The following is a 9438-nucleotide window of genomic DNA, read 5'->3' on the forward strand; positions in this document are numbered from 1 at the left end:
CCGAGAGCACGCACCGGACGCCGCGGGGCCCGCCCTCCGGGCGGACGGAGGGACGGTGCGGAGACGGCCTACGACGGGAGCCGCAGCGTCACCGGCCCGAACAGGCCCGACGCCAGCTGGGATGCGAAGGCCCACCGCGTCGGAGTGGCCTCCGCGAGATACGGGGCCAGCGTCCCGCGCACGGTCACCTCCAGCCGCACGGTCCGCCCGGCCGCACCGCGCAGCGGGAACCGGTACGGCGCGCAGAACGCCTCCCCGGCCGCCTCCCCGTCCACCGACACCTCCACACTGCCCCGCACCCGTCCCAGATCGAGCACCGGATCGGGCCCCGGCGGGACCCGGACCGCCCGCTCGTACGTCACGCCCCCGCTCCAGCCGCCCAGCCCCAGCTCCCGCCAGTCGCCCAGCGCCAGCGGCGCCGGCACCACCCGCACCCGCACCGGCCCGCGCCAGGCGGACCCGCCGCGCAGGAACGCCGTGGGCTCCGTGACGACCTCGACCCGGGTGGGCACCGCCAGGGGCTCGGGAAGCGTCAGACGGTCGCCCGCCGGGGAGACCTCCTCGCCGTCCCCGACCCGCACGCGCGCGTGCAGCGCCGACGGCAGGTGGAGCGACACCGTTCCCGGTGGCACGGTGAACCGGAAACGCTGGGGCGAGGCGCGGACGTCGTCGGTCGTCCGCGACGGCCACACCGTGCCGTCCGGCACCGGCCGGCCCGTCAGCCAGGCGGTGTCCGGCAGCGGGTGCGGCCGCACGGTCGCGTGGCAGTGCCGCAGCTCCCCGCGTCTGCGCTCGTCCTCGACGGTCCGGCCCCGCCACGCCCCCGCCCCGGCCTCCCAGCCGGCGCCGCTCACCAGGGCCGTCGCCTCGGCGCCGGACCCCACCACCAGGTCGACGAACACCGCGTCCGGGGTGGCGGCGACGACCTCCAGCGTGTGCTCGCCCGCCCCGAGCACCGGCGCGTGACGGAAGAACATCGCGACGGCGCCCCAGTCCGCCTCGTAGTACTCCACCTTCTCCTGCCGGGCCACCACGTCCCCGTCGAGCAGCACCGCGACCGCCGAGGCGGCCCCCACGACGAGTACCGCCGGGGCGCCGCCGGCCGGGGCCCGCAGCCGTGCGCGGTAGGTCACCGGGCCGTCCGGCCGCACTCCGTCGGGCAGGCGCATGAACCGGGGCCGGGGCCCGAGCCCGCCCGGCCCGGACAGACAGAAGAAGCTGCCGAGCGGTGTGCCGCCGGTGGCGGAGATCGTGGCCGGCCGGTCCTGAGCGCCGGACAGTTCGTACTCCAGGACGTTCCGTTCACGGGTCACGGTCACCGGCGCGGAGGCCACGTACCCGTGCTCCCGCGGGGTCAGCGGCTCGCCGTTCCACCACACCCGTTTGACCGCCTCCGCGCCCACGTGCAGCTCGGCCGGCCCCCGCCGGCCGGTCTCCACGATCGCCCGGACCCGGGCGGCCGATCCGCCGCCCGGCACGGGCACCCGTACGAACTCCTCGTTCACCAGCCCCTTGGTGCCCAGCAGCCCGCCCTGGTCCGGCACACCGCGGCTCGACGAGAACACCGCGAGCTCCCAGCCCGACTCCGGCGGCACGAGCGGCAGTTCACCGGCCAGGATCCGCTCCGCGAGCGCGGCGTCCAGCGGTTCGGGAGCCTCGCCGGCCGGGACCGGGGGCAGGACCCGGACGCGGTTGCCGTAGGTGGCCCGGGTCCGCTCCCACCCCGTGCCCTCGGTCCACTCCATGGTCCAGATCTGCGGCTCGTCCACGGGCGCACCCGGGGGCAGGGCGAAGTCGCCCCAGGTGTTGTCCAGGGTGGGGACGAGCCGGCCGTGCCAGCCGGCCGACAGGTCGACGACCCGGCCGCCCGGCCGCCGTCCGTCCGACCGGTTCGGTCCGTCCGACCAGTTCGGTCCGTCCGACCGGTTCGGTCCGTCCGACGTGGGTGCTTCCGGCAGTGCGGACGGGTCACCCGGCTCGGGCGCCTCTCGTCCCTCGCGCCAGACGACCAGCACGGCGGGCGCGCCCTCCAGCGGCACCTCGACGTACGAGACGGTGCCGTCGCCGGAGACCGTCACCCGCGCGGTGCGGCGGGAGCCGGTCGCCGGGTTCCACACCTCGGCCTCGGCCAGGCGGGCCCGCACGGTCACGGTCGACGTACGGGCGACGGCCGGGGCGGCGCCGGGCCGCAGCGGGTGCGGGCCGATCTCCGGGAAGGCCGCCGTCACCAGGGCCACCCCCTCACCGCCCCGCCGCCGGACGAGCAGCGGCACCTCACCCGTCGCGTACCCGGCCACATCGGCCAGCACGGCCGCCGCGGCCTCCGGGTCGGGCACCCGCTCCAACCGCCGGTGGGCGGTCAGCGCGGCCACCACGGAGTCGTCCCCGGACCGGCCCGCCGCCGTCACGGGCGGACGCCCCACGACCACGACCCGCCCGCCCGCGTCGAGCAGTTCGGCCAGCCGGCGCGCCGTCACCTCCTCCAGCACGCTCGCCGACGGCAGCAGCACCGCGCGGTACGCCAGGTCCCTGACCCGCAGGGCGCCATCGGCGATCCCGGCGCGCCGCACCGAGTCGTCGTCGACCACGTCGAAGGAGATCCCGTGCCGGTCCAGGGAACCGGCGTGCGGCGCGAGCCAGTTGTTCGTGCCGCACAGGTCCAGGTAGTGCCGCTGCGTCTCGTCGGCGGCGGCGTGTCCCTCGCCCAGCCGGCCGTCGCCGAAGTGCCGCACGGGCGCGTCCAGCGGCAGCAGCGCCTGCATGGTGGCGGTGGGGTGCAGCACCGCCACGTCGGCCGCGTAGCCGCCCCACGACATGATCGAGCAGATCCGCGTCACGGCCCGGGAGAAGGCCGGGTACTGCTTCCAGTACGGCTGGCGCCAGTCGGTGGACGGCGGCGCCCACTCGAACCAGCCGCCCGCGGTGCCGAAGTAACTGGCATGCGGGTTGTACAGATTGGCGCCGCTGCGCAGGAACGGCAGCAGCCAGGCATAGGTCTCCTCCAGCGTGCCGCCCCAGCCGGAGGAGTGGAACGCCTCGATCCACACCCGCTCGTGGCCGTAGAGGTGCGCCATCGAGGAGTGCACCTTGGAGTCGCCGTGGTGATCGCTGCCCGCCGCGCTGTACCAGCGGTGGGTGCGGAAGTAGTCGGTGTAGATCTGTGTCGACTGCGCCGGGTGGCCCGCGCGGGCCGGGTGGCTCTGGTCGCTGCCCAGCAGCAGGCCCCGCTTTCGGTGCCAGTCGGCGAGCGGCCGGAACAGCGCCTCCTCGGTGAGCTCCGCCCGGACCGCGTAGTAGTCGGCGCGGACCTTCCCCTCCGGCACCCCGGCGTCCGTGCCGAACAACGCCGGCAGATGATCGAGCAGGTCGTAGCCCCGCCGGGTGCGGAACTCCTCGGCGAAGCGGTGGCTCCAGGCGTTCGTGCCGGGCAGTTCGTCCTGGAAGCTGCCCGCGACGACGGTGCCCAGGTACTCGGGCACCCGGCGGTCGTACTCGTGGTGGACCGTGTCCATCAACAGGCCGACGGCGTGCGGGTCCAGGTAGTCGAACGCGGTGGGGACGGCGGTGACGAGCCGCACCTGCGTCCCGTCACCGGCCCCGACGGCCCCGTCCGCGCCGAGGTCGAGGCGCCGGCCTCGCGCATCGTAAGCGGCCAGGGGCGTCCCGGCCTCGCGCAGGCCGCCCACCCTGCCCCGGTGGACCCGCACGGCGCGGCAGCGCAGCGCGAGCCCGGCCGCCTCGGGGTGACGCCGCGTCACCTGCCCCTGCACATTGGCGCCGGAGAAGCCGATCTGGTCGTAGAACCACAGGCGCGTGCCCAGTTCGCCGGCGATCTCGCAGGCCTCGACGAAGCGGGCCCACCACTCCTCGCTGAACCAGGCCGGGTCGTCGGCCCCTGCGCCGAAGGCCGGGCCGGCCGGGGCCAGGTTGATGATCACGAGGTTGTGCACACCGCCCCGCGCGAACGCCCGCAGCTGCCAGGCGAGTCGATCGCGGGTGACCTTCGCGCCCGACCACCACCACAGGGGCGTGGGGCCGAACGCGCGCGGCGGGTCGTCGAACAGCTGCCGGAGCGCGGGGGAGAGCACGGACACGGTCCTTCCCCTAAAACGTTTTTATCCCGCTCTCACCGTAGGCGAGCTGGAGAAGTCACGCCAGGGCCGGGAACGGTATGGGGTGCGCCGACGTCATCCCACGCATCCGTGCGCGACACCTTGTTGCAACGTTTTCGGCGCCCTATATTCGCTGCGACCAGGCCCCCGGAACCGCGATGTCACCAGACGACGGAGTCGCAGCATGGCCGGTACCCGCCCCATCCCGAAACCGCTCTGGAAGGCCGCCGCCCTGTCGGGCATGGCCTCCTACCTCGACGCCGGGCTGATCGTGAGCATCTCCGTCAACCTGGCCATCTACCGCGACAGTTACGACATGGGTGTGTGGACGGCCGGGGCGGTCAGCGCGCTCGTCACCGGCTGCATCGCCGTCGGATCCCTCGTCGGCGGACGGCTCGCCGACCTCTTCGGCCGCCGACGCGTCTACAACTGGGACATCTTCTGCTTCGCGTTCGGCGCGCTCGTCATCACGCTGGCGCCTGACGACATCACCCTGCTGATCGGCGTCTTCGTCGCGGGACTGGCGGCGGGCGCCGACCTGCCGACCTCCCTGGCCGTGGTGTCGGACGCCGCACCCTCCTGGGCGCGGGGCAGACTCGTGGCGTTCACGCAGGTCATGTGGATGCTGGGCATCACTGTCGCCGTCTTCCTCGGCTTCGTCCTGTCCACCACCGGCATGACCGGGGCCCGGCTCATCACCGGGCAACTGGCCGTCGCGGCGCTCGTCACCTGGGCCCTGCGCTCCCGGCTGAAACTGCCGGCCGGGCACGGGACGGCCCTCCCGGAGCCGCGGGACGCCCCGGAGGGCATCCCGCTCAAGAGCGTGTGGACCCGCGCCGCCCTGCTGCCGATGGCCGCGACGTTCGTCTTCTACGTCACCTGGGGACTCGGCGCCAACACCTTCGGCCAGTTCGGCACCTACCTCCTCGTCACCGTCAGCGACGCCTCCCAGAGCCTGGCCACCGGCATCAACCTGGCCTTCATCCCCATCGGGGTCCTGCTGACCCTCGCCTTCGTCCGGGTCGCCGACACCCCCTGGCGCGACCGGCTCTTCCATGTGGCCGCGGTCGTGCAGATCCTGGCGTTCGTCATCGCGTCCCTCACCGCGGGCGCCCTCGCCGGCATGCTCGTGTTCTTCGTGCTCTACCAGCTCTCCAACCCCTTCGCCGGCGAGGCCAACTACAAGGTGTGGTCGCAGCTCACCCTGCCCGCCGACACCCGAGGCACCACGCAGGGCCTCACCTACGCCCTGTCCCGGGGCGTGTTCGCGGTCGCCGCGTTCTTCACCCCCGCCCTCGCCGACCACAGCCCGGCCGTCCTGCTCTGGACGATCACCGCCTGCATGACCGCCGCGGCGTTCGCGGGCGTGTTCGTCATCCGCGTCCTGGTCCCGCGCGCCCCCGGTGCGGTGCCCGGCAGAGCGGACCTGCGCGTCACCAGCCCCTGAGCCGCAGCAGACCGACCCGACAAGGAGCACGACCATGGCAACGACCGCGGACCGCATGCCCGTACGGGCCGCCGCCCTGCACGACCTGCTCCCACCGGTCACCCGGCGCCCCACCCGCATCGGGCTGGTCGCCGGCGGACTCGGCGCCTACTGGCCGCAGTTCCCCGGACTCCTCCCCCAACTGAAGGAGTCCGCCGCCTACGTCGCCGAGCGGTTCCGGGCCATGGACGCGGAGGTGACCGACGCCGGGTTCATCTCCGACGCGCAACAAGGAGCGCGCGCCGCCGAGCAGTTGCGCCGCGCCGACTGCGACCTGATCGTGCTGTTCCTGACGACCTACCTCACCTCCTCCATGGTGCTGCCGATCGCCCGGCGCTCGCACACCCCCGTGCTGGTCATCGACCTCCAGCCGACCGAGCGGATGGACCACGCCTCCTTCGACACCGGCGCCTGGCTGGCCTACTGCGGGCAGTGCCCCGTCCCCGAGGTCGGCAACGTCTTCCGGCGCGCCGGCGTCCCCTTCCGTTCGGTGTCGGGCTGGCTGCGGCAGGAGTCCGCCTGGCGGCGCATCGAGCGGTGGATCCGGGCCGCGCACGTGCGTGCCGCGCTCCGGCACGCCCGGCACGGCCTCATGGGGCACGTGTATCCCGGCATGCTCGACGTGCAGACCGACCCGACCCTGCTGGCCGCGACGTTCGGCTCGCACGTGGAGGTGCTGGAGTTCGACGACCTGCGGCACCGCGTCGAGCGGGTGACCGAGACCGAGACGCGGGAGCGGATGGCGCTCGCCCGGCAGGTCTTCACCCTTGACGACAGCGTGGACGAGGAGGACTTCGCCTGGGGAGCGACCGTCTCGGTCGCCCTCGACCGGCTCGTGGCGGACTTCGCGCTCGACAGCCTCGCCTACTACCACCGCGGCCTCGACGGCGAACTGCACGAGCGGCTCGGCGCCGGCATGATCCTCGGCGCCTCCCTGCTCACCGCCCGGGGCGTGCCCGCCGCCGGCGAGTACGAACTGCGCACCTCCGTCGCCCAGCTGGCCTCCCAGAGCATCGGTGCCGGAGGGTCCTTCACGGAGATCCAGGCCCTGAACTTCGAGGATGGCGTGGTGGAGATGGGCCACGACGGGCCCGCCCACCTCGCCGTCGCCTCCCGCGACCCGCTGCTGCGCGGCCTCGGCGTCTATCACGGCAAGCGCGGCTGGGGCGTGAGCGTGGAGTTCGACGTCCGGCACGGGCCCGTCACCCTGCTCGGACTGGGCCAGGACGCCGATGGCAGCCTGTCCTTCGTCACCTCCGAGGGCACCGTCGTCCCCGGACCGCTGCTGGAGATCGGCAACACCACCAGCCGGGTCGACTTCGGCCGGGATCCCGGCGAATGGGTCGACGCGTGGAGCGCCACGGGCGTGGGCCACCACTGGTCCCTCGCGGTCGGCCACCACGCCGAGGACTTCGGGGCGGCGGCGAGCCTGCTGGGCATCGGACACCGGCACGTCTGACGGGACGGCAGTACGGAACGGCAGTACGGAACGGCAGTACGGGACGGGATGGGTGTCCGTCCCCGTCCGGATATGGGTGCGGGCACCGATGGCCACGCCACCGGTGCCCGTGTGAGGCTGGCAGCGTCGTCCGAGCCGCCCGCGCTTGAGCCGACGGCCGTCGGCCGTGCGGCGCACGACGACGCCCCCCGCACCGCCCACAAGGAGGAGCCCTTATCCGTCCCCGCACGATGAAACGATCCGCCCGCCGCGCGCCCACGAAGGCGGTGACCCGTGGGACACGCTGACAGCCTGCTCGCCATGGGCGGCGCCTTCCTCGCCGCCGCCTTCCTCGCCCGCCTCGGCGGCAGGATCGGACTCCCGACGATCCCGCTGTTCATGCTCGCCGGCATCCTGCTCGGACCGCACACCCCGGGCCTGGTCATCGTCGAGGACGCACACGACTTCCAGATGCTCTCCGCGCTCGGACTGGTGCTGCTGCTGTTCTACCTGGGCCTGGAGTTCCACCTCGACGACCTCAGAAGCGGTGGCCGGCGTCTGCTGACCGCGGGCGGCATCTACCTGCTGCTCAACGTCGGCGCGGGCCTGGCCTTCGGCTTCGCCCTGGGCTGGGGGGTCCGGGAGGCCCTCGTCCTCGCCGGTGTCCTCGGGATCTCCTCGTCCGCCATCGTCACCAAGATCCTCATCGACCTGGGCCGCATCGGCCGCCCCGAGACACGGCTCATCCTCGGCGTCATCGTCGTGGAGGACATCTTCCTCGCCCTGTACCTCGCCGCGCTTCAGCCGGTCATCAGCGGCGCGCAGGGCATGGGCGACGTGATCCTGCAGGGCGCCAAGGCCTTCGGCTTCCTGCTGGCGCTGGCCGCCGCGGCCCGCTACGGCACCCGCCTGGTCGGCCGCCTGATCGCGACCCGCGACGACGAACTCCTGGTCATCAGCTTCCTCGGCGCGGCCGTCCTGGTGGCCGGAGTGTCCGAGGTCCTCGGAGTCGCCGACGCCATCGGCGCGTTCATGGTCGGCCTGATCCTCGCCGGCACACCCTCCGGCCCCCGCATCCGGGACCTGGTGCACCCGCTGCGCGACGCCTTCGCGGCCATCTTCTTCTTCGCCTTCGGCCTGTCCATCGACCCCGGCGACATCCTGTCCGTCGCGGGCCCGGTCGCCGCCGCGGCCGCGCTGACCGTCGTCATGAACGTCGCCGCGGGCCTCCTCGTCGCCCGCGTCTACCGCTACGGCACCGAGCCCGCCGCCGAGATCGCCACCACGCTCGTCGCCCGCGGGGAGTTCGCGCTGATCCTGGCCGCCATGGCCGCCACCGCCGGACTGGACGCCCGCCTCGCCCCGTTCATCGCCGGGTACGTCCTCGTCCTCGCGGTCCTCGGGCCCATCGCCGCCGGCCGTGCCCACCTGCTCGCCCGCGCGCTGCGGGCCGGCCAGGGCCTGCTGCCCGGCCGCACGTCACCCGACCGGGGCGCCCCGGACCCGGCGGACGACACCCCGGCCGGGGGCACGCCCTCCGTGCCCGAGCCCGCCGAGGCCGAGCGCTGAGGACATCGCGGGGGAGCCTCGGGCCGCGGCACCAAGGGGGCCCCGGATCGCGGCATTCGCGGGGGAGCCCGCGGCGCAGTGCTCTCCTCGCGGTTGCTCCCGCTCGGTGACGGCCCGGGAGGCGTTGTCATGAGTGACACCACCCATGAGTGGCGCGAACACCCGCCCCGCCGCCCGGCGTTCGTGGGGTGCGGCCACCGGGAAGAATGGGGGCAGGGCCTGATGGCGGACGCCTCTGGAGGGGGGAGACGCTGAAGCCCCGGTGGGACGGCGGCGGCAGGCTGTCCCCCGTCGCACCGTCACAGGGCCCGGCACCCAGGACGTGTCATGGCGTCGGCCGTGCCCTGCTCCCCCCAGCGCTGCCGGGTTCCGGAAGGAGTCGCCGTGCCCCCACCCGAAGACGAACGTCTGGTCGATCTCGCAGCGCACCTGGAGCGTGAGGACCCCCGATTCGCCCGCGCCCTGCGGTCCGGCCGCCCGGTCCGGCCCAGGCAGTACCGGCGCACCGGTGCCTGGTGGGGCCTCGCCCTCGGTGTGACCGTCCTCGGGTCGGGCATCGCCCTGTCCCAGGGCCTGCTCATCGCCTGCGGACTGGTCCTGGCCGGCCTGACGGCACAGCTGGTCGACCCGGACCCGGCCCGCCAGGTCCACCGCGGACCGAGGTAACAGCCCGGCCCACTTCCGCAGCAGCGCCGGGTGCTCCTGAGGCGCGGGAGTGCCCTCCGCCGCGTGCTCCCGGCCCCACCCCAGGAGATCGGCGACGTCGGCGCTGCCCTCGGCCAGCTGCCGGAGGAGCGCGGTGGACAGCCGACAGCTCGTACTCCGCCGGCGGG

The 9438-nt window shown here is 74.1% G+C and carries 5 protein-coding genes; 4 read left to right on the forward strand and 1 reads right to left on the reverse strand.

Annotated features, from left to right (window positions below; translation table 11 throughout):
* Positions 1–68: 68 nt before the first annotated feature.
* Positions 69–4088, reverse strand: a complete 4020-nt coding sequence (locus RIN80_RS12885) for a glycosyl hydrolase (protein WP_309095719.1) — start codon at positions 4086–4088, stop codon at positions 69–71.
* A 208-nt stretch (positions 4089–4296) separates the two neighbouring features.
* Between RIN80_RS12885 and RIN80_RS12890 the strand changes: the two genes are divergently transcribed.
* From RIN80_RS12890 to RIN80_RS12905, 4 genes are all read left to right on the forward strand, one after another.
* Complete coding sequence (locus tag RIN80_RS12890; protein ID WP_309095715.1) at positions 4297–5559, forward strand: MFS transporter; 1263 nt, start codon at positions 4297–4299, stop codon at positions 5557–5559.
* Positions 5560–5593: 34 nt separating this feature from the next.
* The gene (locus RIN80_RS12895) at positions 5594–7057 is read left to right on the forward strand and encodes an L-fucose/L-arabinose isomerase family protein (protein ID WP_309095716.1); all 1464 of its coding nucleotides are present in this window, start codon (positions 5594–5596) and stop codon (positions 7055–7057) included.
* Between the two features lie 273 nt (positions 7058–7330).
* Complete coding sequence (locus RIN80_RS12900) at positions 7331–8605, forward strand: cation:proton antiporter (protein WP_309095717.1); 1275 nt, start codon at positions 7331–7333, stop codon at positions 8603–8605.
* 384 nt (positions 8606–8989) lie between these two features.
* Entirely contained in the window at positions 8990–9271 is a 282-nt protein-coding gene (locus RIN80_RS12905) for a DUF3040 domain-containing protein (protein WP_309095718.1), read from the forward strand.
* Positions 9272–9438 lie beyond the last annotated feature (167 nt).

The organism is Streptomyces sp., from assembly GCF_031181705.1.
GTDB lineage: Bacteria > Actinomycetota > Actinomycetes > Streptomycetales > Streptomycetaceae > Streptomyces.